The organism is Teichococcus wenyumeiae (genome assembly GCF_003696345.1).
Taxonomy (GTDB): domain Bacteria; phylum Pseudomonadota; class Alphaproteobacteria; order Acetobacterales; family Acetobacteraceae; genus Pseudoroseomonas; species Pseudoroseomonas wenyumeiae.
Map to the genome: position 1 here is coordinate 19166 of NZ_RFLX01000017.1, position 23984 is coordinate 43149.

Annotated in this window: 24 protein-coding genes; 5 read left to right on the forward strand and 19 right to left on the reverse strand. The window is 69.8% G+C overall.

The annotated features are described in order from the left end of the window. Positions 1–6: 6 nt before the first annotated feature. The 9 genes from EBE87_RS19275 to EBE87_RS19315 form a co-directional block, all read right to left on the reverse strand. Entirely contained in the window at positions 7–738 is a 732-nt protein-coding gene (locus EBE87_RS19275) for an ABC transporter ATP-binding protein (protein WP_120637112.1), read from the reverse strand. Beyond that, the gene (locus EBE87_RS19280) at positions 728–1441 is read right to left on the reverse strand and encodes an ABC transporter ATP-binding protein (RefSeq protein ID WP_120637111.1); all 714 of its coding nucleotides are present in this window, start codon (positions 1439–1441) and stop codon (positions 728–730) included. The genes EBE87_RS19275 and EBE87_RS19280 overlap by 11 nt, the downstream gene beginning before the upstream one ends. Then, a complete protein-coding gene (locus tag EBE87_RS19285; protein ID WP_120637110.1) occupies positions 1438–2418 on the reverse strand; it encodes a branched-chain amino acid ABC transporter permease in 981 nt (326 codons plus the stop codon). Before EBE87_RS19285 ends, EBE87_RS19280 begins: the two co-directional genes overlap by 4 nt. After that, entirely contained in the window at positions 2415–3296 is an 882-nt protein-coding gene (locus tag EBE87_RS19290; protein ID WP_120637109.1) for a branched-chain amino acid ABC transporter permease, read from the reverse strand. The genes EBE87_RS19285 and EBE87_RS19290 overlap by 4 nt, the downstream gene beginning before the upstream one ends. After that, the gene (locus EBE87_RS19295) at positions 3296–4561 is read right to left on the reverse strand and encodes an amino acid ABC transporter substrate-binding protein (RefSeq protein ID WP_120637108.1); all 1266 of its coding nucleotides are present in this window, start codon (positions 4559–4561) and stop codon (positions 3296–3298) included. The genes EBE87_RS19290 and EBE87_RS19295 overlap by 1 nt, the downstream gene beginning before the upstream one ends. A 62-nt stretch (positions 4562–4623) precedes the next feature. Further along, entirely contained in the window at positions 4624–5529 is a 906-nt protein-coding gene (locus EBE87_RS19300) for a dioxygenase family protein (RefSeq protein WP_120637107.1), read from the reverse strand. A gap of 77 nt (positions 5530–5606) precedes the next feature. Further along, on the reverse strand, positions 5607–6581 hold the full coding sequence (locus EBE87_RS19305; RefSeq protein ID WP_120637106.1) for a Bug family tripartite tricarboxylate transporter substrate binding protein: 975 nt from the start codon (positions 6579–6581) through the stop codon (positions 5607–5609). Further along, positions 6578–7240: a polysaccharide deacetylase family protein gene (locus tag EBE87_RS19310; RefSeq protein WP_120637105.1), complete on the reverse strand. Its 663-nt coding sequence runs from the start codon at positions 7238–7240 to the stop codon at positions 6578–6580. The genes EBE87_RS19305 and EBE87_RS19310 overlap by 4 nt, the downstream gene beginning before the upstream one ends. Before the next feature lie 37 nt (positions 7241–7277). Beyond that, on the reverse strand, positions 7278–8141 hold the full coding sequence (locus EBE87_RS19315; RefSeq protein WP_120637104.1) for a fumarylacetoacetate hydrolase family protein: 864 nt from the start codon (positions 8139–8141) through the stop codon (positions 7278–7280). 116 nt (positions 8142–8257) lie between these two features. Between EBE87_RS19315 and EBE87_RS19320 the strand changes: the two genes are divergently transcribed. After that, a complete protein-coding gene (locus tag EBE87_RS19320) occupies positions 8258–8953 on the forward strand; it encodes a GntR family transcriptional regulator (protein WP_120637103.1) in 696 nt (231 codons plus the stop codon). Between the two features lie 9 nt (positions 8954–8962). On the opposite strand, the gene EBE87_RS19325 is transcribed toward EBE87_RS19320, so the two are convergent. The 9 genes from EBE87_RS19325 to EBE87_RS19365 all read right to left on the reverse strand — a co-directional run bounded on the left by EBE87_RS19325 (position 8963) and on the right by EBE87_RS19365 (position 19361). Next, positions 8963–10207 (reverse strand): MFS transporter, encoded by a 1245-nt coding sequence (locus EBE87_RS19325; RefSeq protein WP_120637102.1) that lies wholly within the window; start codon positions 10205–10207, stop codon positions 8963–8965. Between the two features lie 68 nt (positions 10208–10275). After that, positions 10276–11232, reverse strand: a complete 957-nt coding sequence (locus EBE87_RS19330; RefSeq protein ID WP_120637101.1) for a carbohydrate kinase family protein — start codon at positions 11230–11232, stop codon at positions 10276–10278. Positions 11233–11237: 5 nt separating this feature from the next. After that, complete coding sequence (locus tag EBE87_RS19335) at positions 11238–12341, reverse strand: ABC transporter ATP-binding protein (protein WP_120637100.1); 1104 nt, start codon at positions 12339–12341, stop codon at positions 11238–11240. A gap of 12 nt (positions 12342–12353) precedes the next feature. Next, on the reverse strand, positions 12354–13175 hold the full coding sequence (locus tag EBE87_RS19340; RefSeq protein WP_120637099.1) for a carbohydrate ABC transporter permease: 822 nt from the start codon (positions 13173–13175) through the stop codon (positions 12354–12356). A gap of 5 nt (positions 13176–13180) precedes the next feature. After that, positions 13181–14089 carry a carbohydrate ABC transporter permease gene (locus EBE87_RS19345; RefSeq protein WP_120637098.1) on the reverse strand — a complete coding sequence of 303 codons (909 nt, stop codon included), beginning with the start codon at positions 14087–14089 and terminating at the stop codon, positions 13181–13183. A 31-nt stretch (positions 14090–14120) separates the two neighbouring features. Beyond that, the gene (locus tag EBE87_RS19350; RefSeq protein ID WP_120637097.1) at positions 14121–15440 is read right to left on the reverse strand and encodes an ABC transporter substrate-binding protein; all 1320 of its coding nucleotides are present in this window, start codon (positions 15438–15440) and stop codon (positions 14121–14123) included. A 150-nt stretch (positions 15441–15590) separates the two neighbouring features. Further along, positions 15591–17072, reverse strand: a complete 1482-nt coding sequence (locus tag EBE87_RS19355) for a mannitol dehydrogenase family protein (RefSeq protein ID WP_120637096.1) — start codon at positions 17070–17072, stop codon at positions 15591–15593. Positions 17073–17217: 145 nt separating this feature from the next. Beyond that, the gene (locus EBE87_RS19360; protein ID WP_120637095.1) at positions 17218–18189 is read right to left on the reverse strand and encodes a tripartite tricarboxylate transporter substrate-binding protein; all 972 of its coding nucleotides are present in this window, start codon (positions 18187–18189) and stop codon (positions 17218–17220) included. A 95-nt stretch (positions 18190–18284) separates the two neighbouring features. After that, positions 18285–19361: a tartrate dehydrogenase gene (locus EBE87_RS19365; RefSeq protein WP_120637094.1), complete on the reverse strand. Its 1077-nt coding sequence runs from the start codon at positions 19359–19361 to the stop codon at positions 18285–18287. A gap of 110 nt (positions 19362–19471) precedes the next feature. Here EBE87_RS19365 and EBE87_RS19370 point away from each other — a divergent pair, with 110 nt between their 5' ends. Continuing rightward, positions 19472–20203, forward strand: a complete 732-nt coding sequence (locus tag EBE87_RS19370; protein WP_199707165.1) for a GntR family transcriptional regulator — start codon at positions 19472–19474, stop codon at positions 20201–20203. Here EBE87_RS19370 and EBE87_RS19375 read toward each other — a convergent pair. Next, positions 20200–21198, reverse strand: a complete 999-nt coding sequence (locus EBE87_RS19375) for an NAD(P)-dependent oxidoreductase (RefSeq protein ID WP_120637092.1) — start codon at positions 21196–21198, stop codon at positions 20200–20202. The two genes, EBE87_RS19370 and EBE87_RS19375, sit on opposite strands and share 4 nt — an antisense overlap. Before the next feature lie 382 nt (positions 21199–21580). Between EBE87_RS19375 and EBE87_RS19380 the strand changes: the two genes are divergently transcribed. The 3 genes from EBE87_RS19380 to EBE87_RS19390 are packed head-to-tail and all read left to right on the forward strand — an operon-like array spanning position 21581 to position 23819. Beyond that, positions 21581–21919, forward strand: coding sequence for a DUF3649 domain-containing protein (locus EBE87_RS19380; protein ID WP_120637091.1), 339 nt, complete (start codon positions 21581–21583; stop codon positions 21917–21919). Beyond that, positions 21916–23490, forward strand: coding sequence for a PepSY-associated TM helix domain-containing protein (locus tag EBE87_RS19385; protein ID WP_199707163.1), 1575 nt, complete (start codon positions 21916–21918; stop codon positions 23488–23490). The genes EBE87_RS19380 and EBE87_RS19385 overlap by 4 nt, the downstream gene beginning before the upstream one ends. After that, on the forward strand, positions 23487–23819 hold the full coding sequence (locus EBE87_RS19390) for a DUF3325 domain-containing protein (protein ID WP_120637090.1): 333 nt from the start codon (positions 23487–23489) through the stop codon (positions 23817–23819). Before EBE87_RS19385 ends, EBE87_RS19390 begins: the two co-directional genes overlap by 4 nt. The last annotated feature ends 165 nt before the right edge of the window (positions 23820–23984 follow it).

The following is a 23984-nucleotide window of genomic DNA, read 5'->3' on the forward strand; positions in this document are numbered from 1 at the left end:
GTTCCTTCACAGGCCGAGATAGAATTTGCGGACCAACTCGCTATCGCCCAGCGCCGCCGGGGAATCACCCTGGAAGGCCACCTGCCCATGCACCAGCACATAGCCACGGTCGGCGATGCGGATGGCCTGGTGAAAGTTCTGCTCGGCCATCAGCACCGTCAGGCCCAGCTTCTCCTTCAGCTCACCGATCTTCTCGACCGTGCGGGCCACAAGAATGGGCGCGAGGCCGACGGAAGGCTCATCCACCAGCAGGATCTTTGGCGCACACATCACGGCGCGGCCGAGGGCGACCATCTGCTGCTCGCCGCCGCTCATGCTGCCCACCGCCTGCGAACGGCGCTCCTTCAGGCGCGGGAAGGCGTCGTAGCAGAATTCAAGATTGCGCCCCATCTCCGCCCGCGCGGCGCGGCGATAGGCGCCAAGCAGCAGGTTCTCCTCCACCGACAGGCGCGGAAACAGCCGCCGCCCTTCCGGTACCAGGGAAATGCCGAGATCGACGATTTCCTCCGGCGAGCGGCCGACGAGGTCATGCTGCTGCCCGTCGATGGTGGCCAGGATGCGCCCGCGCGTCGGCCGCAGCAGGCCGAGGATGCAGCGCATCAGCGTGGTCTTGCCATTGCCGTTGGTGCCGAGCAGCGCCACCGTCTCGCCCGCCGCCACGGAGAGCGAGACGCCATCCAGCGCCCGCACCGCGCCATAGCCGGCGTCCAGATCCTCGATCAGCAGGCTAGCGGCCAAGATAGGCCTCCTCGACTTCCGGCATGGAGAGCACGGCGCGCGGCTCGCCATCCGCCACCTTGCGCCCGGCTACCAGCACCGCCAGGCGCTGGGAGAATTGCGTGACGGCGCGCATCACATGCTCGATCATGATGATGGTGGTGCCGCCTTCGTTCAGCCGGAAGAGCAGCCCCAGGATCTGGTCCACTTCGGAATCCGAGAGGCCGGCCATGGCTTCATCGGCAATCAGCAGTTCCGGCCGCAGCGCCGTGGCGCGGGCCAGTTCCAGCCGGCGCAGTTCCACCTGCGTCAGTTCCTTCGGCATCCGGTAGGCCTTGCCGGCGAGTTCCACCGTTTCCAGGCATTCCATCGCCCGTGCCTCGGTGGCCGCGTCCCGCCCGGCATAGGCCAGGGGGACGCGGATATTCTCGATCACCGTCAGGCCCTTGAAGGGGCGCGGAAGCTGGAAGGTGCGGGCAAGGCCACGCCGCGCGCGCTGATGCGGCTTCAGCCGGCCGAGCTTCTCGCCCTTGAAGGTGAAAGCACCGTCATGGCTGGCGAAAGCCCCGGCGAGGCAATTGGTAAACGTGCTTTTGCCCGAGCCATTGGGGCCGATCAGCCCCAGCCTTTCCCCGGCCCGCACTTCCAGGTCGATGCCGGAGAGCGCGGTGAAGCCGCCGAAGCGCTTGCCGACGCCCTCGGCCTTCAGGACGATCTCGCTCATCGCCGCCCCCGGAACAGCCCGATGATGCCGTGTGGTGCCGCGCAGACGAAGACCACCAGCACCACCCCCACGATCATCAGGTTGGCGGCGGAGGAAATGGTCACCGTCGCCGCCTGTTGCAGCGAGGCCAGCAGCACCGCGCCGATCAGCGGCCCCGCCCAACTGGCCGTGCCGCCGATCAGCGGCATGGCGATGGCATTCACCGCATAGGCCAGCCCGAAGGCCGAGTTCGGCTCCACATAGGAACCGAGGTAGGGCAGGGGGGCACCGGCCACCGCCATCATGGCGCCGCTGATCGTCGTCGCGATCAGCTTCAGCCGCAGCGTCGGCACGCCCGCCGCTTCCGCCGCCGCCTCATCGTCACGCAGCGCGGCGAGGCCGAGGCCGAGGCGGGACTTTTCGATCGTGCGCGCAATGGCTACGGCAGCCGCCGCCAGCACCACCACCACGGCGCAGAGAAAGCCGCTGTAGCTGTCGAAGCCAAATGGAACTTCGCGCGGGCGCAGCACATAGGCGCCGCGCGAGCCGCCGACATAGCTCCAGTTCACCACAATGGTTTGCAGCACCACCGAGAGGCAGAGCGTGGCGATGGCGAAATAGGCGCCGCGCAGCCGCAGCGTCAGGATGCCGGTGCCGAGGCCCAGCGCGCCCCCCACCAGCGCCGCGAAGCCGATGCAGGGCAGCAGCCCCAGGCCCAGCGCCTTGCCGATGGCCACCGTGGTATAGGCCCCGGCGGCGAAGAAAGCGGCGGCGCCGAAATTCACGTAGCCCGCATAGCCGCCCAGGATATTCCAGGCCGTGGCCAGCACCACGTATTGCAGCACGAAGGTGGCGGCGAAATAGGCGTATTCGCTGCCGAAACCACGCAGCGCCAGGATCAGCGCCAGCGCCGCCACGGCGGAAGCCAGCCAGAAGCCGGCATGGCCCAGGCGGCGCGGCGCCGGCAGCGGCAGGGCGGGAAGGGCGGTGCCGCTCATGCCGCGCGCCCGAAGAGGCCCTGGGGCCGGATGGCCAGCACCAGCAGCAGGCAGCCAAAGGCCACGGCGGGCGACCAGGAAGGGCCGTAGAAGGTGGCGGTCACATTCTCCACCACGCCGAAGGCCAGCGCCGCCAGCACGCAGCCGCCCAGCGAGGCCAGCCCGCCCATGATGACGATGGCGAAGACGCGGCCGATGAAGATATGGCCGGACCAGGCATCCACCGGCTGCACCACCACCAGCGCCCCGCCCGCCAGCGCCGCCATGGCGACGGAGATGCCGAAGGCAAGCCGCTTGATGCGCACGGGGTCGATGGCCAGCAGCCGCAGCGCCTCCCGGTCCTGTGCCACGGCGGCAATGGCGCGGCCGGTGAAGGAGCGGCGCAGGAACAGGGCCAGCGCCCCGATGGCCGCCAGCGCGACCGCCGCCGGCACCAGCATCCGCAACGGCAGGTCGATCTCGCCGATGCGCCAGGTGGTGTTGGCATAGGCGGCATCGGCGAAGTGCTGCTCCGGCCCCAGCGTCATCACCAGCCCGACCTCGATGATGAACATGATGCCGAAGAAGAAGGCGAGGCCCTGGATGGCCTCATCCCCGCGCCGCTCGAAGAAATGGTGGTAGGCGACGTAGATCAGCGCCCCCAGCGCCCAGAAGGCCGGCGTCAGCAGCAGCGAGAGCAGCAGCGGGTCCAGCCCCGTGGCACCCCAGAGCACCGCGACCAGCAGTGCCCCCAGCACCATGAAGGCCGGGTGGGCGATATTGACCACGTCCAGCATGCCGAAGGAGACGGAAAGCCCCGCCGCCGCCGCGGCATAAAGCCCGCCCAGCAGCAGGCCCGAGACCACCCCGTTCAGGAGAAGGGCGAGGTCCGGGTCCATCAGGCACCCGCCGTATAAGGCTTGCGCAGCTCGCCAGACTTGTAGCGCTGCGGGTAGAGGATCACCTGCGTGCCCGGCTTGCGGAACTGTTCGATGCCATTGCCCTGCACGCCCTGGTACTGGGTGTAGAGGTTGCGCTCCTCCGTCCATTCGCCCAGCGCGTCGAAGCGCAGCGGGCCGATGACGGTGTCGAACTGGTTCTTGTGCATGTCGGCCGCCAGCGCCGCCTGGTCCAGGCTGCCGACGCGCTTCACCGCCTGTTCCAGCACCTGCATCTGCGTATAGGCCAGCGGCGGCACGTAATGGCCAAGGGCGTCGGCATTCTCCTTGGCCGCCAGCGGCTGGTAGCGTTCGATCAGCGCGCTCGTGCCGGGGAATTGCAGCGTCGGCTCCGGCGCATAGACATCCCAGACCACGAGGTTGTTCAGGATGGGGCCGAGTTGCAGCTTCTGCGCGGTGATATGCGGCCCGATCATCGGCCCGCCGAAAAGCTGGAAGTTCACCCGCAGCTCGCTGGCCGCGCGCAGCAGCCCGGCGGTGTCCGGCGGGTAGGAGCCGATATAGACGACATCCGGCCGTGCCGCCTGCACCGAGCGCAGGATGGGCGTGAAATCCACCGTGCTGGGCGGATAGGCGCGGTCATAGACCACGCGCAGCTTGTTTTGCCCCGCGAGGTAACGCGCGCTCTCGGCGGTGCGCTGGTGGAAGTCACTGTCCAGGTTCACCAGCGCGATGCTGCGCGGCTTCGGGTCCATCGCCATCGCGATGTCGAAGAAGCCTTTCGCGAATGTCTCCTTCACGTCGGAGCCGGCGGGGTTGATGGAGAAATAGCGGTCGTATTTGAAGTCGCTGTTCACGCCGGTGCCGAAAAGCGACACGAAGGTCATGTTCCGCTGCATCACCACCGGCGTGGCAGGCGCGATGATGGCCGTGGCATAGCCGGAGACGACGAGATCGACCTTATCGACATCGATCAGCTTGGTGTAGATGCCCGGCACCTGCGCGCCGGTGCTCTGGTCGTCGTAATGCACCAGTTCCACGGGGCGGCCGAGTAGCCCGCCTTTGGCGTTCACATCCTCCGCCCAGATGCGGTGCGCCAGCAGCGCCGGGCGGCCATTGCCCGCCAGCCCGCCGGAGAGCGACATGGAATAGCCGATGCGGATCGGCGCGCCCGAGGGCGCCGTCTGCGCCCGCGCCGTGGCCGGCACCGTGGCGGCAGCCGCCAGGGCGAGCCGGCCGAGACCCCGCCTGCTGATATCCTTCATGGAACCTCCTCCTGCGGCCCGGTTTCTGTTGCCCGTGGCTCGCGTGACCTATCGGTTGGCGGCTACTCCGCCGCGACTTTCGAGGGATCGGCACCGACGCGGCCGGAAGTATCGCCCTCCGCCCGACGGGCGACGCGGAAGTCGTAGCGCACGCTCGGCACATCCGGCGCGGGCGAGCCTTCCACGCCTTTCTCCGGCCGCACCACAAGGGATTCCGAAACGCCGAAGACGGTGTCGGAATCGATATGCGGGTCGTCGCCCAGATAGAGCGCCGTCACCAGCTCCCGGTATCCCTCGGCGCCGATCAGCATGTGGATATGCGCGGGGCGGAAGCCGTGGCGGTCCTGCTGCCGCACCAGCTCGCCCACCGGCCCATCCATCGGAATGGAATAGCCCAGCGGGATCAGCGTGCGGATGGCGTAGCGCCCTTCTGCATCGGTGCGGAACTGGCCGCGCATGTCCATGACGCTGGGGTCGTTGGTCTGCAGGTCGTAGGCGCCATCGGCATCGGTCTGCCAGACTTCCACGACGGCATTGGGCACGCCCTCGCCGGCCTCGTTCAGCACCTGGCCGAACAGCATCATCTCCGGCCCCTTCGCATGGGCGGCGATGCTTTCGCCATAGCCGTATTGCGGCGAGGCCTCGCGGTAGAAGGGGCCGAGCAGGCTGGTCTCGGTGGCCTCGCCCACGCGGTTGGCCTGGTCGTCCAGCAGGTTCACGAGGCGCGAAAGGCCCAGCGTATCCGAGAGCAGGATGAATTCCTGTCGGATCGGCGTGCAGCTCTGGCCGACGCGGGTGAGGAAGCCGATGGCGGCCAGCCATTCGGCCGGCGTCAGCTTCACCTCCCGCGCGAAGTCGTGCAGGTGGCGCACGAGGCTTTCCATCACCTCCCGCAGGCGCGGATCGGTGGTGGAGGCCATCTGCGCGATCACGGCATCCGTGACGGTATTCTGGTCGAGGTCAGCCATTGCTTGTGTCCTCCATCCGGGGCGGCTTCTTGGGGCCGGCCCTCGGTCGCACATCATGGCGGGCGCGGCGGCGCCCCCTAGTCGGGTCGTATCCTGGCAGCAACGATCACCGGCTGCCACTTCGCAATCTCCTCCCGCGTCATGGCGGCAAGCTGCTCGGGGGTGCCGCCCGTCGGCTCCACCCCCTGCGCGCGCAGGTTGGCCAGGGCGGCGGGGTCGGCCAGCAGGGCGTTGGTGGCGCGGTTCAGCCGGGCCACGATGGCGGGCGGCAGTCCCGCCGGGCCGAAGAGCGACCAGCGCCCTTCCACCACGAAGTCCTGCACCCCCGCTTCCTGGATCGTCGGCACATCCGGCAGGATGCTGATGCGCTTGCCGGAGGTCACGGCCAGGGCCTTGAGCTTGCCGCTTTCCAGATGCGGCTTGAGGCCCAGCGGGTGGTAGAACATGGCATCCACCCGGCCGGACAGCAGGTCGGTCACGCCCTGGCTGGCATTGCGGTAGGGCACGTGCTGCGTTTCCAGCCCCGCCCGCAGGTTCAGCAGCGCCTGGGAGAGATGCCCCGTGGTGCCATTCCCCGCCGAGGCGAAGGAGAGCGGCCGCGCCTTGGCCAGCGCCACCAGCTCCATCACCGAACTGGCGGGGAGGGAGGCCGGCACGCCCAGCACCGTCGGCGTGGTGACGAAGGGCGCGATGGGCGTGAAATCCTTCACCGCATCGAAGCCGAGGTCAGGGAACAGACTGGAATTGATGCCATGCGTCCCGTTGGTGCCCAGCAGCAGCGTGTAGCCATCGCCGGGCGCCTGGGCCACGGCCTGGGCGCCGACATTGCCGCCCGCCCCGGCGCGGTTCTCCACCACCACCGGCTGCTTCGCCTCCCTGGCCAGGGCCTCGGCCAGGATGCGGCCCAGCGCATCGGTGGTGGTGCCGGCGGCGAAGGGCACGATGAGGCGGATGGGCCGGTCCGGCCAAGCGGCCTGGGCCCAGCCCCGTCGGGCCAGCAGCGGCGTGGCGGCGAGTGCGCCCAGAATGGCGCGGCGAGTAGCCTGGGTCATGCGGCAGCCCCCGTGTGAGGCGTGACATAATCCGCGACCGGCCCGGATGGCACGCCGCGGCGCAGCGGCACGCAGGCCGCCGGAAAGTCCTGGGTGAAGCGGGCGCCCCGGTCGGCCAGGGTGCCGAGGAAGCGGTCCAGGTGCCGCATGGCGCCATTCGGCAGGTCATGCAGCACCAGCGTCACGGGTTCCGGCCCCAGGCAAAGGTCCAGGGCGCGGTCCACCCAGCCGTCGGGGTCGCGGAAGTCGCCCGGCACGGCATTCCAGAGCACGCAGGTGAAGCGCCCGCGGAGCAGCAGGTCGAGCGCCGCGCGGCTCAGCAGGTGGTGGCCCAGCGCGCCGCCGCCGCCCTGGGGCCGGAACAGCCTGTCGGGGTGCGAGAGGGCGCCGATCTCCTCCTGGGTACGGGCAATCTCCGCCTCGGCCACCGCATCCGGCGCGTTGCCCAGCGGCCCCGCATGGCTCCAGGTGTGGTTGCCGATCCAGTGGCCCTCGGCATGGGCCCGCTCGGCCAGGGCGCGATGCGCCGCCAGCTTGTGGCCCAGCACGAAGAAGGTGGCGCGCAGGCCCCGCGCGCGCAGCACATCCAGCACGCCCGGCGTCACCTCCGGCTCAGGGCCGTTGTCGAAGGACAAGGTGACGCGGGGCGCGGTGGTCATGACACGCCGTGGCTGACGGGCCGGCGGCGCATGGCCTTCAGGCCTCGTCCCGCACGGGGTTGGAGAGGATGCCGATGCCCTCGATCTCGATCTCGACGGTGTCGCCATCCTTCATGAAGACCGGCGGCTTGCGGGCATAGCCGACGCCGCTGGGCGTGCCGGTGGCGATCACGTCCCCCGGCTCCAGCGTCATCACCTCGGAGAGGATCGCCAGGATACGCGGCACGGTGAAGATCATGTCCGAGGTATGGCTGTCCTGCATCACCTCGCCATTGAGGCGGGAGGTGATGCGGAGCGCGTTCGGCCCCTGCGGCAATTCATCGGGCGTGACGATCTCGGGGCCGAGGCCGCCGGTGCGGTCGAAGTTCTTGCCCATGGTCCATTGTGCGGATTTGCGCTGGTAGTCGCGGACCGAGCCCTCGTTCATGCAGGTATAGCCGGCGACGCAGCCCAGGGCCTCGGCCTCCGTCAGGTGCCGTGCGCGCTTGCCGATGACGATGGCCAGCTCGGCCTCGTAGTCGAACTTGTCGGACACCTTCGGGCGCAGCAGCGGCTCGCCGGGCGCGGCCAGCGAGGTGGGCCCGCGGAAGAAGACCGCCGGGTAATCCGGGATCGGGTTGCCGCCTTCCTTGGCATGCAGCGCGTAGTTCAGGCCGATGCAGATGACCTTGCCGGGGCGCGGCACCACCGGCAGCAGCGTCAGGCCCTTCAGCGGGCGGCGCGGCGCATTGGCGAGCTTCGCCGCCAGGGCGGGCGCGCCCTCCGGCAGGTTCAGGGCGGCCAGGGCCTCGCTGGGGTCCTGCGGCAGGCCCGGCACCACATCGGCCAGGGCCACGACATCATCGCCCAGGCGGGCGCCAAGGGCCGCCCGGCCCTCATGCTGGAACGCGATCAGGCGCACGCGCCGTATCCTCCTTGATTCTTGCGGTTGAGGTTTTATCGAAAATCCTGCCCGGTCAAGCAGGATTTCCGCAAATCCTTGCGCGGCCGAGGCACAGGCGCGATGATGCCGCTGCCATGTCCCAGGCGAATCCCCAGCCCGATGCGCGCGACCTGACCCTCGCCACCACCGTCCACCGGCGGCTGAGGGAGGACATCCTCTCCGGCCGCCTGCCGCCGGGGCAGAAGCTGAAGCTGCGGGACCTGGCCGAGAGCTACGGCGCCGGTGCCTCCCCGATGCGGGAGGCACTGTCCAAGCTGGCGGCCGAAGGGCTGGCGGAGCAGTTGGAGCATCGCGGCTTCCGCGTCGCGGCGGCGGCGCCGGGGCAGTTGGATGGGCTGATCCGCAGCCGCGTGCTGGCCGAATGCGCGGCGCTGCGGGAATCCATCCGGCGCGGCGATGCCGCCTGGGAGGAAGGGCTGCTGCTGGCCGAGCACCGGCTGCACCGCGTGGCCCGCTCGCTGGACCCACACCGCTTCGTCACCAATCCCGAGTGGGAAGCCTGCCACCTGCAATTCCACCAGGCGCTGCTGGCAGGCTGCGGCGCGCCGCCGCTGCTGGCCTTTTGCGACCGGCTGCGGGAGGAAGCGCGGCGCTACCGCGCGCTGTCCAATACCCTGGCCTATCCGGGGCGGGACGTGGCGGCGGAACATGCCGCCATCGCCCGTGCGACGCTGGAGCGCGATGCCGAGCAGGCCGCCGCCCTGCTGGCGCAGCATTATGAGCGGACCGGCGCCTTTGTCGGCGCCGACCTGGGCTGCGGCGGCGAATAGCCCGCCGCTTCAGCCGGCGCCGTCGTCCTTGCGCCTGCCGCGCAGGCAGAGCAGCGACACGAGGCCCAGCGAGACCAGCCCGCAGATCGCCGCAAGGATCACCGCCCAGGTGGGGCCGTAGAGATCCGCCAGCACGCCGATCAGCATCTGCCCCACCGGGCCGAGGCCGATGCAGACCGTGACGAGGCCCATCTGCCGCGAACGCTGGCTGGCCGGCACGGCGGTCAGCACCAGCGTGGTCTGCATGTTGCTGAACAGCGCCAGACCCAGCCCGCCGCCGACCAGCAGGCCGCAGGCCAGGGCGTAGCTCGGCATCAGCGGCATGGCGATCAGGGTCAGCAGGAAGAACAGGGAGCCCGCGATCATCAGCGTGCGCAGATAGGCCTTCGGCGCCCGGCTGGTCAGCAGCAGCCCGCCGAGCAGCCCGCCCAACGGCTCCCCCGCCGCCAGGAAGCCCACCAGCGCATCCGGCGCGGCGAAGACCGTGCGGGCCAGCGGCGCCACCAGCGCGACATAGGAGAAGGCGAAGAAGTTCATGGTCGCCGTGACGCCCAGCACCGTCAGCACGGCCGGCTGCCGCAGCGCGAAGGCGAAGCTCTCGGCCAGGTCGCCGGGAATGCGGGAAAGCTCCAGGCGCCGCATTTCCTGCGCATACTGGATGCCCGGCACCATCAGCGCCGCGATGAGGTAGCAGGCGGCCGAGATGGCGAAGGCGCCGGAAAGGCCGAACCAGGCGAAGAGCGCGCCGCCCGCCAGCGGCCCGACCATGCGGGCGGAGGCATTGGTCAGGCTGTCCAGCGCCACGGCCTGGGAAACAAGGCCGGTGCCGGCGGATTCCCCCACCATGCGCCGCCGCGCCGACATCTCGGTGGCCCAGACGCAGCCGCTGAGAAAGGCCGCCACGGCGATATGCCAGGGCTGCACCCAGCCCAGCAGGTCCAGCAGGCAGATGGACAGGGCGGCCGCGAAGCACAGCAGCATGCCGCCGAGCAGGATGCGCTTGCGGTTGATCGCCTCGCAGACCACGCCGGCGATGGCGCCCAGGAAGAGCATGGGCAGGCTGCGCGCCGCCGAGACAAAGGCCACCGCCATGCCGGAGCCGGTGGCCTCGTAGGTGAAGAGCGCGGCGGCCAGCATCTCGACCCAGCGCATGGCATTCGCGAGTCCGCCAAGCGCCCAGAGCCGCCTGAAGGCACGCGATCTGAGCAAGCTGCGCACGCCCTGCGGCGCGCGCGATTCCGGAAGCGTTTCCATCCCACCCGTGAGTGAGCACCTTCCCACCGCCCTGGCAACTGCCCAGGCCTGGCCTTTCGGCCATGGCTTCAGGGTGCCGGGCGCAGCGCGGCCTCCAGCTCGGCCTGACCGGGCATGTCGGCGCCGCGCCGGGTGCAGGTGAGGGCGGCGGCCAGGGTGGCGTAGCGCAGCACATCCTCCAGCGCCGCGCTGTCCAGCGCGAAGACCGCGGCGCGGCTGAGCTGGCCGCGCGCCTGCAGCCGGGCCAGCAGGGCGGCGTGGAAGCTGTCGCCCGCGCCCACGGTGTCGGCCACCGCCACAGGCTGGCCCATCTGCCGCAGGCTGCCGCCGGCATGGAAGGCAATGGCGCCCTTCTCCCCCAGCGTCACCACCACCAGCCCGACACCGAGGCCGAGCCAGTGCCGCGCCTGCACCGCCGGGTCGGCCTCCGGCCCATAGGCGATGTGCAGGTCCTCGATGCTGAGCTTGATGATGCTGGCGCTGCGGGCGAAGCGCTCGAACCGCTCCCGCCAGCGGGCGAGGTCGCCCACCAGGGCGGGGCGCAGGTTGGGGTCCAGGCTGACCACCCGCGCGGCCCCTTCGCGTTCCGCCAGCGCCAGCAGCGTGCCGCCGGAAGGCTCCACCGCCATGGCATAGGAACCGATGGCCAGCGCCGTGACGCCGGTCGGCAGTTGCCGCGGCAGGTCGGCGGGCAGCAGGTCGCGCTCGGCGCAGTCATGGGCATGGAAGGTATAGGCCGGGTGGCCTGCCGTATCGGGCGAGACCACCACCAGCGGCGTCGGCCGCGCGCTGTGCTTCACCAGGGTGGTATCCACCCCGTCGGCCCGCAGCCGCGCTTCCAGGAAGCGGCCGAAGCCATCGGTGGAGAGGCCGCCCAGATAGCCCGCCGGCGCCCCCAGCCGCGCCAGCCCCACCGCCAGGTTGAAGGGGGAGCCGCCGGCCACGGCACTGGCCGGCAGGCTGCCGCCGGTGCCGGTGGCATCGACGAAGAGGTCGATCAGCGCCTCGCCGCAGACCAGGATCATGGGGCTTACGCCGCCAGCGGGTGCTGGTGCAGCGCCGGCAGCGCCTGCCCCTCGGCATCGAAAAGGTGGCAGGCCTCGGCGTCGATGGAAAGGCGGATGGGGGTATGCGCCCGCGTCGGGTCGCTGCCCTCGATCTGCACGATCAATGGCTGGCCGTTGGCGAGGCCGACATGCAGCAGCGTCAGGCCGCCTAGCCGTTCCACCATCCGCACCTCCCCCGCCAGCGGCCCGGCCGGGTCGGGCCGCAGCGCCTCGGGCCGGATGCCCAGCGTGACGGGCTGGCCCGGCTGCACCGGGCCGGAGGGCCGGGGCAGCATCAGGCGCTCGCCGCCGCGCAGTTCCACCATCACGCCGTCTCCCACCTCGGCGCCCAGCTGGGCCGGCAGCAGGTTCATGCGCGGCGAGCCGATGAAGCCCGCCACAAAGAGATTGGCCGGGCGATGATACAGTTCCAGCGGCGAGCCGACCTGCTCCACCCGGCCCGATTGCAGCACCACGATCTTGTCCGCCATGGTCATGGCCTCGACCTGGTCATGGGTGACGTAGACCATGGTTGCCGCCAGCGCCTCATGCAGGCGGGAGAGTTCGATGCGCATCTGCCCGCGCAGCGCGGCATCGAGGTTGGACAGCGGCTCATCGAACAGAAAGACGCGCGGGTTGCGCACGATGGCGCGGCCGATGGCCACGCGCTGGCGCTGCCCGCCCGAAAGCTCCCTGGGCCGGCGGTCGAGATAGGGCTCCAGTTGCAGCACGCGCGCGGCCTCGGCCACCTTGCGCTCGCGTTCCTGCTTCGGCACGCGGGCCATGCGCAGCGCGAAGCCCATGTTCTGCCGCACCGTCATATGCGGGTAGAGCGCGTAGGACTGGAAGACCATGGCCAGCCCGCGGTCGGCGGGGCCGATGGCATTGACCCGCTGCCCGTCGATTAGCAGGTCGCCGGAGGTGATCTCCTCCAGCCCCGCGATCATGCGCAGCAGGGTGGACTTGCCGCAGCCCGAGGGGCCGACAAACACCACGAATTCGCGGTCCGCCACATCGAGGTTGATGCCCTTGATGACCTCGAAGCTCAGGTAGCTCTTGCGGATGTTGCGCAGGGCCAGGGTGGCCATGGGGCTTTCTCCCTACTTCACGGCGCCGAAGGTCAGGCCGCGCACCAGCTGGCGCTGGCAGAACCAGCCGAAAACGAGAATCGGGGCCACCGCCATGGTGGAGGCCGCTGAGAGCTTGGCGAAGAACAGCCCCTGGGGGGAGGAGAAGGAGGCGATGAAGGTGGTCAGCGGCGCCGCCGCCGCCGTGGTGAGGTTGAGGCTCCAGAAGGCCTCGTTCCAGCACAGGATCAGCGACAGCAGCCCGGTGGAGGCGATGCCCGGCAGGGTCAGCGGCAGCAGCAGGTGCCAGAACTCGGCGCCGGTGCGCGCGCCGTCCATGCGCCCGGCCTCCAGGATCTCCCCCGGCACCTCCTTGAAGAAGGTGAAGAGCATCCAGACCACGATGGGCAGGTTCATCAGCCCGTAGATGACGGCGAGGCCGGTGCGGCTGTCCAGCAGCCCCAGGGCGCGGAACAGCAGGTAGATGGGCACCAGCACGCCCACCGGCGGCAGCATCTTGGTGGAGAGCATCCAGAGCAGCGTGCCGCGCGTGCGTGGCGTCGGGTGGAAGGCCATCACATAGGCGGCGGGAATGCCCAGCGCCAGCGCCAGCACCGTGCCGCCCACCGAGATGGCGATGCTGTTGAAGGCGAAATGCAGGTAGTCGGCGCGCGCCAGCACCTCGGCATAGCTGTCCAGCACAGGCGTGAAGGCAATCTGCGGCGGGGTGGCGATGGCGCCCACCTCGGTCTTCAGGCTGGTCAGGGCCATCCAGAGGATGGGGAAGAACAACAGCAGCGCCACCCCCCAGCCGAGCAGCGTGACCAGCAGGCGTTGCAGCAGGGTCTGGCGCATGGCGGCTATACCTCCAGCCGGCGGGCGATGGAGCGGACCAGGAAGAAGGCGACGATATTGGCCAGGACGATGGCCACCACGCCGCCGGCCGAGCCGCCGCCCACGTCGAATTGCAGCAGCGCGCGGGCATAGATCAGGAAGGCGAGGTTGGTGGTGGCATTGCCGGGGCCGCCGGAGGTGGTGACGAAGATCTCCGCGAAGACCGTCAGCAGGAAGATGGTCTCCATCATCACCACCACGCTGATGGCACGGCCGAGATGTGGCAGGATGATGAAGAAGAAGCGCGCGATGGGCCCGGCGCCATCCATCCGCGCCGCCTCCTTCTGCTCGCCGTCCAGGGACTGGATGGCGGTCAGCAGGATCAGCAGCGCGAAGGGCAGCCATTGCCAGGCGACAATGACGATGACGGAGAACATCGGGTAATCGGCGAACCAATCCACCGCCGGCATCCCCAGCGCATGCGCCAGTGCGCCCAGCACGCCGTAGATCGGGTGCATCATCAGGTTCTTCCACACCAGCGCGCTGACGGTCGGCATGACGAAGAAGGGCGAGATGGCCAGTACCCGCGCGATGCCGCTGCCGAGGAAGGGCTGGTCGAACAACACCGCCAGCAGCGTGCCCAGCCCCACCGTGATAACCAGCACCGAGCCCACCAGCACCAGCGTATTAACCAGCGAGGCCCAGAAGTCCGGGTCGGTGACAAGAAACTCGTAATTCTCCAGCCCCGCGAAGCCGGTGACGGTGGGGTTCAGCAGGTTGTAGCGCTGGAAGGAGAACCACAGGGTCATCACCAGCGGCACGATCATCCAGAGCAGCAGCACGCCCACCGCCGGCGTCATCAGCAGCCAGCGCCGCTGGGCCGGCGCGGCGGGTTCCTCAAGGGCCTGGCTGGCCGGGGCGGTGACGGAGGACATGGGGCTGCTCCGCGTGGCTGTCTCGCGGCGCCTATTTCGGATACCCCGCCTGCCGCATGGTCCGCTCGGTCGCGGATTGCGCGCTGCGCAGGGCATTCTCGACGCTGGTGCCGGTCAGCGTGCTGGCGATGGTCTGGCCAACCTGCGTGCCGATGCCCTGGAATTCCGGGATGGCGACGAATTGCGCGCCGGTATAGGGGCGCGGCTCCCGCGTCGGGCCGCCCGGGTTGGCGCTCATGATCGCCTGCTGCACGAAGCCGGCGAAGGGCGCGACCTTCTTGTAGTCGGGGTTGTCATAGGTCGACTGCCGCGTGCCCGGCGGCACCGCCACCCAGCCATTCTCCTGCGCCACCAGCTTGATGTAATCCTTGGAGGTGGCCCAGGTGATGAAGCTGCGCGCGGCCTCCTGCTGCTTCGAGGATGCCGGGATGGCCAGATTCCAGCTCCAGAGCCAGGTCGGGCCGCCGGCATAGCTGCCGGTGGGGATGGGCGCGAAGCCGACACGCTCCGCGATCTGCGACTGCTTGGCATCATACAGCAGGCCGGCGGCCACGGTGCTGTCGATCCAGAAGCCGCAGCGGCCGCCGGCCATCAGCGCCAGGTTCTCGTTGAAGCCGTTGGAGGTGGCGCCGGGCGGGCCGAACTGGCGCAGGGATTCGCTGTACCAGGTGACGGCGTCGCGCCACTGCGGCGTGTTGATGGTGGGGCGCCATTCCTTGTCGAACCACTGGCCGCCGAAGGCTGTGACCAGCGGCGTGACGAAGGCCATGTTCTCGCCCCAGCCGGGCTTGCCGCGCAGGCAGAGGCCATAGGTCTGGCTGCCCTTGTCCGTGACCTTCTCCGCCATCTCCCGCAGCTGCGCATAGGTCGGCTTCTCCGGCATGGTGATGCCGGCCTTCTGCAGCAGGTCCGTGCGGTAATAGGTCATCGCGCTTTCGGCGTAGAAGGGCAGGGCGTAGAGCTTGCCCTGGTCGCTGATGGCCTCCCGCACCGGCGCCAGCAGGTCGTTGACATCGTAGTCCGCCGGCAGGTTCTCCAGCGCCGAAAGCCAGCCCTGCTTGGCCCAGATGGGCACTTCGTAATTTCCGATGGTCAGGATGTCGAACTGCCCGGCGCGCGTCGCGATGTCGGTGGTGACGCGCTGGCGCAGCACATTCTCCTCCAGCACCACCCAGCGGAGGCGGATATTGGCATTCTGCTGCTCGAAGCGGCTGGAGAGCCGTTGCATCACCACCATGTCCGCATTGTTCACGGTGGCGACTGTCAGGATGGTCTGGGACTGACCCGGCGCCGTGGCGGCCAGCGTCAGCCCGAGGGCCGTGGACAGGACAGCGAGGCAGCGCCTGATCATCGATCCATCCTCCCGCTGCCGCCCGTGCCGCTCTTGCGGCGGCACTCCTGACGGCAACCCGGCCTCAACTCTGGCGCCTCGCGCTTCGCCAGGTCAAGAATCTTGCACGGCAGGCCTGGCTCTTCGCAAGCACATGATCGGGAAGCCGCCTCAGAACAGGCCCCGCGCCCGTGCCTGCCGCAGCGTGGCGCGGGCGCCGCTGTCGTAGAGCGAGGCCAGCCAGGCGCCCAGGGGCCGCACCAGCCGCGCATCATCCCCCAGCTCGCCAAACAGTTGCCGGAGGGAAAGCAGGGGCCGCGGATTCTCGCGTCCTTCCAGCGCTTTTTCCCGCAACAGTGCCGCCAGCGGGTGCCGCACCTCGATGGGCCGGCCCTGCTCGTCCTCGCCGCGGATGCGGCGGAACCAGGCGGCGAGGGCGAGCGCCAGCAGCTCCACCGGCGCACCGGCCTTCAGCCGGTCGCGGATCGGGTCCACCAGCACGTTGATCGGCGCGTCGGTGTTCACCCGCTCCACCGTGTCCTTGATGGCCTCGTTGCTGAAGCGCTCGATCAGGGTCTGCTTGTAGGCGCCGAGGTCGATGCTTGGCACCGGGGCGAGGGTGGGGCCGGTCTCGCGGTCCATCAGCGCCGCCATGTAGTCGCGCAGCAGCGGGTCGGCCATGGTCTCGTCGATATAGGTATAGTCCAACAGGCGCCCGAGTCCGGCCACGGCGAGGTGGCTGCCGTTCAGCAGCCGCAGCTTCATGAATTCATAGGGCGTGACGTCATCGACGAATTGCGCGCCCACCATCTCCCAGGCCGGGCGGCCACGGATGAAGCGGTCCTCGATGACCCATTGCGTGAACATCTCGCTGAACACAGGCCAGTTGTCACCGATGCCGTAACGCGCGCGCAGCTCCGCCACCTGCGCTTCCTGCGTCACCGGCGTGATACGGTCCACCATGGTATTGGGGAAGCTGACATGCTCGCCGATCCAGGCGGCGAGGTCGGGCGCGCGGTGCTCCGCCAGGGCCAGCACGGCGGCGCGCAGCACATTGCCGTTGTGCTGGATATTGTCGCAGCTCAGCGCCGTGAAGCCTGGCAGGCCGGCCTGCCGCCGCCGCCGGCAGGCCTCCACGACGATGCCGATGGCGCTGCGCGGGTTGGCCGGCTCCGCCAGGTCCCGGCGGATCAGCTCATGCTCAAGGTCCAGCTTCTTGCTGGCCCGGTTGAGGCAATAGCCGTTTTCCGTGACGGTCAGGCTGACGATGCGGATGGCGGGGTCGTCGATGGCCGCCAGCAGTTCCGCGGCACTCTCGCCCGCGAAGATGACGCGCGGGATGGAGCCGATGACGGAAACCACCTCCTCCGCGCCGCGCCGTTCCACCAGGGTATAAAGCCCCTGCTGCGGCGCCAGGGCGTCATGCATGCGGCGGTCCGCCGGCAGCAGCCCGGCCCCGGCGATGCCCCAGGACAGCGCCTCCGGCTGCCGCTGCATCAGGTCATGCGTGTAGCGGGCCATATGCGCGCGGTGGAAGCCGCCCAGCCCCAGATGCACGATGCCCGGCACCACCTGCGCGGGGTCGTAGCCGGGCACCCGCACCGCCGGTGGCAGGCGGCGCAGGGTGTCGCGGGACAAGGGCATGGCATGCATGGGCGTCTCCCCGGCCGGTTGCTGCGGCCTTCCGTTCTGCCGAGCCCGGGCCAGGACGGCGGCGAAATGTTCCGGGAAGGCGCAGGTCACGGCAAGGAGTTTCGCGGGCAGGGTCCGGCGCCGCCATGCGGCGCCGGATGCGGGCTCAGTCGGCGAATTGCCCGGCGGCCTGGATGATCGGCCGCCAGCGGGCGACCTCCTCGCCCAGGAAGCGGCGGTGGTAGGCGGGCGTGGCGCGGTCGTCGTCCACGGTGGCCGTCACCAGTTCCGCGAAGCGCTGGCGCAGCCTTTCCTCCTTCAGCGCGGCGCGGATGGCGCGGGCCAGCCGCTCCTGCACCGCCGGCGGCGTGTCCCTGGGGGCATAGAGGCCGTGCCAGGTGCTCATCACCAGCGTCGGCTGCCCGGCCTCGGTGGTGGTGGGCAGGTTGAGGCCCGGCACGCGCTGCGGCAGCGTCACCGCATAGGCCTTCACGCGGTCGTCGCGGATAAAGGGCGCGGTATTGGTCGCTTGGTCGCAGAAGACATCGATGCGCCCGGCCATGAGGTCAGTGATGGCCGGCGCGCTGCCGCGGAACACCACCCCGGTCAGGCTGGCCTGCGCCGCGTGCTGCAGCACCATGCCGCAGAGATGGTTGGCGCCGCCCAGCCCGGAATGGGCGAGGTTGAGCTTGTCGCCCTGCTGGCGGATCTCCGCCATGAAGCTGGCCAGATCCGTGGCCGGGAAGTCGGGCCGCGCGATCAGAGTCATGGCGGCATCCGAGACCAGGCCCAGCGGCGCGAAGGATGTTTCCACATTGTAGGGCAGGTTGCGGTAGAGCGTGGCGCTGCTGGCGTGGCCGACATGGTGGATCAGCAGGCTGTGCCCGTCCGGCCTCGCCGTCGCGACCCGCCCGGCGGCGATGGTGCCGCCGGCGCCGGTCACATTCTCCACCACCACGGGCTGGCCGAGGTCCTTGGACATGCCTTCCGCCACCAGCCGGGCGATGACATCCGTGGGCCCCCCGGCGGAGAAGGGCACGGTGATGGTCACCGCATGGTCCGGGAAGGCTGTCTGGGCCTGGGCCATCGCGGGCAGAAGGGCCGCCGGCAGGGCGGCGAGCAGGCTGCGTCGTTGCATCGGATGTTTCCTCTCTTTTTCTCGCCCGCCCGCTTTCCGCGGGTCGGGGCCGGAGGCCTTAGCGTTCCTCCTTTTGCAGCCAGGCCGGGCAGGCTTCAGTCATTCGCCTGCCGCAGCGCCTCGCAAACCGCCTCGGTGACCTGCCGCGTGGTGGCGGTGCCGCCGAGGTCGGGCGTATGCAGCGCGGGGTCGGCGGTGACGCGCTCCACGGCCTTCATCAGCCGCGCCGCCGCCGCGGGCTCGCCCAGGTGGTCCAGCATCATCGCCGCCGTCCAGAAGGTGGCGACGGGGTTCGCGATGCCCTTGCCGGTGATGTCAAAGGCCGAGCCATGGATCGGCTCGAACATCGAGGGCGCGTCGCGCTCGGGGTTGATGTTCGCCGTCGGCGCGATGCCGAGCGAGCCCGCCAGCGCGGCGGCAAGGTCGGACAGGATATCGGCATGCAGGTTGCTGGCCACAATGGTGTCCAGGCTGCCGGGCTTGATCACCATCCGCATGGTCATGGCATCGACCAGCATCTTGTCCCAGGTGACATCGGGGAATTCCGCCGCCACCTCGGCCGCGATCTCGTCCCACATCACCATGGCGTGCCGCTGCGCGTTGGACTTGGTGACCACGGTGAGGAACTTGCGCGGGCGGGACTGCGCCAGGCGGAAGGCATAGCGCATGATGCGCTGCACGCCCGCGCGGGTCATGACCGAGACATCCTGCGCCACCTCGATCGGCAGCCCGCGATGCGCGCGGCCGCCGACGCCGGAATACTCGCCTTCCGAATTCTCGCGCACGATCACCCAGTCCAGCTCGGGGCCGGAGACGTTGCGCAGCGGGCTGGTGATGCCCGGCAGCACGCGCGTCGGGCGCACATTGGCATATTGGTCCAGCGGCTGGCAGATGGCGAGCCGCAGGCCCCAGAGCGTCACGTGGTCCGGGATATCCGGCGCGCCCACGGCGCCGAAGAGGATGGCGTCATAGGCCCGCAGCTGCTCGGCGCCATCCGCCGGCATCATCACGCCATGCTTGCGGTAATAGTCCGAACCCCAGTCGAAATCGGTGAAGTCCAGGGCGAACTGGCCGTCGCGCTCGGCGCAGAGCTTCAGCACCTCAACCCCGGCGTCGATGACCTCGGGGCCGATGCCGTCCCCACCCATGGCTGCAATTCGATAGCGACGCATTGATCGGCGATTCCCCGGAGTTGTTTCCTGCCGTATCATCTTGCATGGAAGATGGCATCGCAGCCAGCCACTATCCGCCGCGGGCGTCAATGACTAAACCCGGCGCCTGCATGGAAGCCCGGGGAGCCACGGAGATCACGATGGTGGCGTTGCGCAAGGAGACCGGGGGCCAGCCCGCCCGGGCATCGCTGGTGGACGGCGCCTACGAGGCGCTGAAGGAGGCGATCCGCAATGCCGTCTTCGCCCCCGGCTACCAGGGCTCGGAAGGCGAGATCGCGGCCCAGCTCGGCATGAGCCGCACGCCGGTGCACGAGGCCATCATCCGGCTGCAGGAGGAAGGGCTGGTCCGCGTGCTGCCCCGGCGCGGTGTGGTGGTCTGCGCCATCTCGCCCGAGGACATGCGCGAGATCTACGAGGTGGTGGTGGCGCTGGAGACCGCCTCCGCCGAACTCATCGCCGAGAAGCCGGAGGCGGAGCGCGGCGCCATCGCCGGGGAGCTGGCCGGCGTCAACGCGGAGATGGCGGAGGCCCTGGCGCGCGACGACCTGGTAAGCTGGGCCGGGGCGGACGGGCGCTTCCACCAGCTGCTGGTGGAGCGCGCCGGCAATCGCCGCCTGTCACGCATGTTCGCCTCCATCATGGACCAGTCGCACCGGGCGCGGATGCTGACCCTGCGCCTGCGGCCCCGGCCGGGCCTGTCGGTGGAGGACCATGCCGCGGTGGTGGAGGCGATCCGCCAGGGTGACCCGCGCCGCGCCCGCGACAGCGCCAGGGCGCACCGCATCCGCGCGCGGGACCAGATCCTGCCGCTGCTGAGCCAGCTCGGGATGCGCCACCTTTAGGCGGGCGCCTGCGCCCCTTGGGGGCGGCGGGACCAGGATTCCGCGTTCACGGCGCCCGGCGGCACCTCGCCCGCCAGGATGGCGCGTACCTGCCGGACGGTGTCGAAGGCCTGCGCCTCGATGGCCGGCGGCGTGAGGCCGCCGATATGCGGCGTGGCGATGACATTCGGCAGGCGCGCGAGGCCGGGGGAGGGCATCTGGTCCGTGGCGCGTCCGACATCCATGGCGGCGCCGGCGATCCGGCCTTCCGTCAGGGCGCTCGCCAGGGCGGCCTCATCCACCAGGTTGCCGCGGGAGAGGTTGATGAAGACGGCATCCCGCTTCATCCGCGCCAGCGCCGCGGCGTCGATCAGGTTCTCGGTGGCCTCAGTCGCCACGGCGAGGCAGACGACATAATCGGCGCTGGCCAGCAGCGTCTCGAAGCTGACCTGGCGGACATGCGGCGCCTCGATGCTGGCATAGGGGTCGCTGACCAGCACCTCCATGCCAAGCTGGGCGGCGAGCTGCGCGAGGTTCCGGCCGATGGCGCCATAGCCGATGATGCCGATGCGGCTGCCGGAAAGCTGCCGCCCCATCCGCACCTCCGGCATGCGGCCGGCATGGTAATCCGCGCTGGCGCGGGAAATGCCGCGCGAGAGATCCACCAGGAAGCCGAGCGCCAGCTCCGTCACCGAGGCCACGAAGCCCGGGCTGGCATGCGTCACCAGCACGCCCGCGCGGCCGGCCGCCGCCGTGTCGATGTTGCGGATATCCACGGCGCAGCGGAGGAAGGCGCTGAGCCGGGGCAGGCGGGGGAAGATCTCCGCCGGGCCCGTGGTCAGGCGGTCCGCGATGATGAGGTCGGCTTCCGCCGCCGCGGCCACTAGCCCTTCCGGCGTCAGCGGCTGCTCCTGCTGGTGCAGGATCACCTCCGCCATGGCCTCGAGTTCAGCCAGGGCGCGCGGGCCGTAATACTGCTCGCGCATGCGCGGCGTGTGCGTCAGCAGCACCTTCATGCATGTGTTCCATCTGGTCGGGGGTGGCGGGAAGCAAGGCGGGTGGGGCAGGATAGACCGCTTCTTCCCCTGCTCCCGCGGAAATCCGCAAGGCGGGCACCCGGCCGCCGCCCTGTGTTGCCCGGGACACGGCAGCCTGCCAAATCCAGCATCAGAGGAAAATGTAACCGGCTGCCCTTTCCAAGATGACGATGGCGCAATATGCGAATGCCTCGCATTATTACGTATGATTCGGGGGCGCCTTTGATGCCATTGGGAGAAGCAACAGGCCGGGCGCGACGCGCTGGACCGCTGACCGCGCCGGCGGCGGCCACGGCTTTTCCCGCTGCCGGGGCCGGTGGCGCACCGGCCGGCACCCTGAAGCACCGGTTCTGAGGCGGCGATGGACGTGTCCCGTGCCATCAACGGCACCGCGCGCCGCACCCGGTTCCGGCCAGGGGCCGAGGCACGGTGCCGCGCCGGCATCGCCATGCGGCTGCTGGCGGGCGTCGGCGGCGGCTATGCGGTGGCGGCGCTCTTCACCATGGCGCTTTCCATCGGCCTGCCCATGCCGCGCGCCGAGGCGGTGCTGACCGCCACCATGGCCAGCTTCGCCATCTATGCCGCGGCCATCGTCTGGGCCTTCGCCGCCCCCGGCGTGCTGCGCGCCTGGGCGGGCATGGCCGCCCAGGCGGCGCTGCTGCTGCTGGCGCTGTTCCTGCTCGAAGGATACCTGCCGTGAAGGATGGCTTCCGCCAGTCCATGGCCTGGCTGCACACCTGGGCCGGCCTGCTGGTCGGCTGGGTGCTCTTCGCGGTTTTCCTGACCGGCACGGCGGCCTATCTGCGGCCCGAGATTTCCTACTGGATGCGGCCGGAACTCGCCCTCTCGCGCCCCGGGCCGGAGAATGCGGCGGTGGCCGTGGCCGCCATGCAGGCCATGGCGCCGGATTCGCCCAGCTGGTTCATCACCCTGCCCAATGAGCGGGAAACCGTCACCCGCGTCTTCTGGCGCGACCCCAAGGCCCAGGGGCGGCGCTTCCGCGATGCCGTGCTGGATGCCGATACCGGCCAGCCCGTGGCGGCGCGCGAGACGCTGGGCGGCGATTTCTTCTACGTCTTCCATTTCCAGCTGCATTACGTCGGCGTCCTCTGGGGGCGCTGGATCGTCAGCATCTGCACCATGTTCATGCTGGTGGCCATTGTCAGCGGCATCATCACCCACCGGCGCATCTTCGCGGATTTCTTCACCTTCCGCCCCGGCAAGGGCCAGCGCTCCTGGCTGGATGGCCACAATGTCTGCTCCGTGCTGGCGCTGCCCTACCACCTGATGATCACCTATACCGGGCTGGTGCTCTTCATGCTGATGGTCATGCCCTGGGGCATCGACCGCGCCTATCCGGGCCAGCGCGCCGCCTTCAACACGGAAGCCTTCGGCAATGCGCCGCCACGCCAGCGGGCCGGCACCCCCGCGCCGCTGGCGGCGGTGACGCCCTTGATGGAGGAGGCGCGGCAGCGCTGGCAGGGTGGCCGGGTCGGCCGCGTCATCGTGCAGAACCCTGGTGATGCGCATGCCACCATCCAGCTCATCCGCGCGGAGTCCGAGCGGCTTTCCTACAACCAGCAGAGCCTGACCTTCGATGGCACGACCGGCGCGCTGATCCATGACAGCGGCGACAGCGGCGCGGCGGCGGAGGTGCGCGGCGTGATGTACGGCCTGCACATCGGCCGCTTCGCCGGGCCGCTGCTGCGCGGGCTCTTTCTGCTGTCCGGGTTGGCTGGCACCGCGATGGTCGCCACGGGCTGCATCCTCTGGGCCACCAAGCAGCGGCAGCAGGCGGCACGCCGGGGCGCGGCCGGCTTCGGCACGCGGCTGGTGGAGCATCTGAACATCGCCGCCATCGCCGGCCTGCCACTGGCCATGGCGGCCTTCTTCTGGGCGAACCGGGTTCTGCCGCAGGGCCTGGCGCAGCGCGGCGCCTGGGAGGCGCATGTCTTCTTCATCGCCTGGGGGCTCTGCCTGCTGCATCCGCTGCTGCGCCGCGGCCGCCGCGCCTGGGTGGAGCAATTCGCCGCCGGCGCGCTGGGCTTCGCGCTGCTGCCGGTGCTGAACGCGCTCTTCACCACGCAGCACCTGCCCGCCACGCTGGCGCGGGGGGACTGGGTGCGCGTCTGGTTCGACCTGGGGCTGCTGGGCTGCGGCGCGCTGCTCGGCCTGCTGGCCTGGAAGGTGGCGCGCCACCGGCCATCCGCCCCGCTGCCGCGCCCTGCCGCCGTCCTGGCCCTCCGTTCCCTGGCGGAAGCGGCGCCGTGATCGGCCTCGGCTTCGCGCTTGCCTATGCCGGCTTCAGCGCGCTGTGCCTGGCGATGGAGCGGCACCATGAGCAGGTCTTCCGCAGCCGCCGCATCCCGCCCTGGCGGCGGCTCGCCCTGGCCGGCGGCGGCTGGCTGCTGCTGGGGGCATCGGCGCTGCCGCTGCTCCAGGCCCTGGGCTGGGGCATGGGCCTGGTGTTCTGGGCCGGCATCCTGACCGTCACGGCGATGCCGCTGGCGATGCTGCTGACCTATGCCCCGCGTCTTGCCCTGGCGCTGGCGGGCCTCTCGCTTCCCGCCGGCCTGGTGCTGCTCCTCTGCGGCGCATGAAGCGAAGACACCCGATCCGGTACCATACCGCATAGGCAACAGTTGCATCAAAGTCACATTTCTTACTGAACTTGCAACAGAGCCCTCCGGCAGCCGTCTGGCCGTTGTGACCGGAACCTCAGGAACTTAGGATGAATCATAAATCAACCAACGGTAGCTTTTGCG

Bases quoted from the DNA above. Each gene is read 5' to 3' on its own strand.
- EBE87_RS19280 (WP_120637111.1), bottom strand. From the start codon at position 1,441: ATGAGCGAGATCGTCCTGAAGGCCGAGGGCGTCGGCAAGCGCTTCGGC.
- EBE87_RS19285 (WP_120637110.1), bottom strand. From the start codon at position 2,418: ATGAGCGGCACCGCCCTTCCCGCCCTGCCGCTGCCGGCGCCGCGCCGC.
- EBE87_RS19290 (WP_120637109.1), bottom strand. From the start codon at position 3,296: ATGGACCCGGACCTCGCCCTTCTCCTGAACGGGGTGGTCTCGGGCCTG.
- EBE87_RS19295 (WP_120637108.1), bottom strand. From the start codon at position 4,561: ATGAAGGATATCAGCAGGCGGGGTCTCGGCCGGCTCGCCCTGGCGGCT.
- EBE87_RS19300 (WP_120637107.1), bottom strand. From the start codon at position 5,529: ATGGCTGACCTCGACCAGAATACCGTCACGGATGCCGTGATCGCGCAG.
- EBE87_RS19305 (WP_120637106.1), bottom strand. From the start codon at position 6,581: ATGACCCAGGCTACTCGCCGCGCCATTCTGGGCGCACTCGCCGCCACG.
- EBE87_RS19310 (WP_120637105.1), bottom strand. From the start codon at position 7,240: ATGACCACCGCGCCCCGCGTCACCTTGTCCTTCGACAACGGCCCTGAG.
- EBE87_RS19320 (WP_120637103.1), top strand. From the start codon at position 8,258: ATGTCCCAGGCGAATCCCCAGCCCGATGCGCGCGACCTGACCCTCGCC.
- EBE87_RS19325 (WP_120637102.1), bottom strand. From the start codon at position 10,207: ATGGAAACGCTTCCGGAATCGCGCGCGCCGCAGGGCGTGCGCAGCTTG.
- EBE87_RS19330 (WP_120637101.1), bottom strand. From the start codon at position 11,232: ATGATCCTGGTCTGCGGCGAGGCGCTGATCGACCTCTTCGTCGATGCC.
- EBE87_RS19335 (WP_120637100.1), bottom strand. From the start codon at position 12,341: ATGGCCACCCTGGCCCTGCGCAACATCCGCAAGAGCTACCTGAGCTTC.
- EBE87_RS19340 (WP_120637099.1), bottom strand. From the start codon at position 13,175: ATGCGCCAGACCCTGCTGCAACGCCTGCTGGTCACGCTGCTCGGCTGG.
- EBE87_RS19345 (WP_120637098.1), bottom strand. From the start codon at position 14,089: ATGTCCTCCGTCACCGCCCCGGCCAGCCAGGCCCTTGAGGAACCCGCC.
- EBE87_RS19350 (WP_120637097.1), bottom strand. From the start codon at position 15,440: ATGATCAGGCGCTGCCTCGCTGTCCTGTCCACGGCCCTCGGGCTGACG.
- EBE87_RS19355 (WP_120637096.1), bottom strand. From the start codon at position 17,072: ATGCATGCCATGCCCTTGTCCCGCGACACCCTGCGCCGCCTGCCACCG.
- EBE87_RS19360 (WP_120637095.1), bottom strand. From the start codon at position 18,189: ATGCAACGACGCAGCCTGCTCGCCGCCCTGCCGGCGGCCCTTCTGCCC.
- EBE87_RS19365 (WP_120637094.1), bottom strand. From the start codon at position 19,361: ATGCGTCGCTATCGAATTGCAGCCATGGGTGGGGACGGCATCGGCCCC.
- EBE87_RS19370 (WP_199707165.1), top strand. From the start codon at position 19,472: ATGGAAGCCCGGGGAGCCACGGAGATCACGATGGTGGCGTTGCGCAAG.
- EBE87_RS19375 (WP_120637092.1), bottom strand. From the start codon at position 21,198: ATGAAGGTGCTGCTGACGCACACGCCGCGCATGCGCGAGCAGTATTAC.
- EBE87_RS19380 (WP_120637091.1), top strand. From the start codon at position 21,581: ATGGACGTGTCCCGTGCCATCAACGGCACCGCGCGCCGCACCCGGTTC.